The organism is Paraburkholderia sp. SIMBA_054 (assembly GCF_046534875.1).
Lineage (GTDB): Bacteria > Pseudomonadota > Gammaproteobacteria > Burkholderiales > Burkholderiaceae > Paraburkholderia > Paraburkholderia hospita.
In genome coordinates, this window is record NZ_JAWRXV010000241.1 from 1 (window position 1) to 476 (window position 476).

General features: G+C 58.6%; 1 protein-coding gene. It reads left to right on the forward strand.

The features are described 5' to 3' along the window. Window positions 1-476 (forward strand): hypothetical protein (locus SB822_RS54955; RefSeq protein WP_410858830.1); only part of this gene is annotated, 476 nt, incomplete at both ends.

Below are 476 nucleotides of genomic sequence, written 5' to 3' on the forward strand. Positions count from 1 at the left end.
CTCGTCAGCGATCTGGGCAATGAGCGTGAAGCTGTTGTCAGCCATGCCGAACGGGTACGTTCATCGATCTCCGGTGCGCATGAGCAGCTTAAGGAAGAACTTTCCAGCGCGTCCAACATCATCCGCGACAATGTTCTGTCTGCCTCGCAGCAGCTGAGCACCCTGCTCGGCGAATCCGGTGAACGCCTGATCGGCAGCATCAACGAAAGCGGCGGCGCTATTGCCGAGGCCATTGAAACCCGCACCGGTGACATCGGCTCCCGCATCACGACTTCGGGCGAAGCTTTTGCAAACCTGCTCGATACGCGCATTGCAACGCTTGATGAACAGTCGCGCACTGTATCGGACCGCCTGACGGAAGCTCTGGACGAACGCACGACCGGTATTGCCAATCTGCTCGGCGGTGCAACGCAATCCATGGTCAGCGAATTCGACACCCGTCTTGCAAACCTCGAAAGCACCCTTTCCGAGCGTGG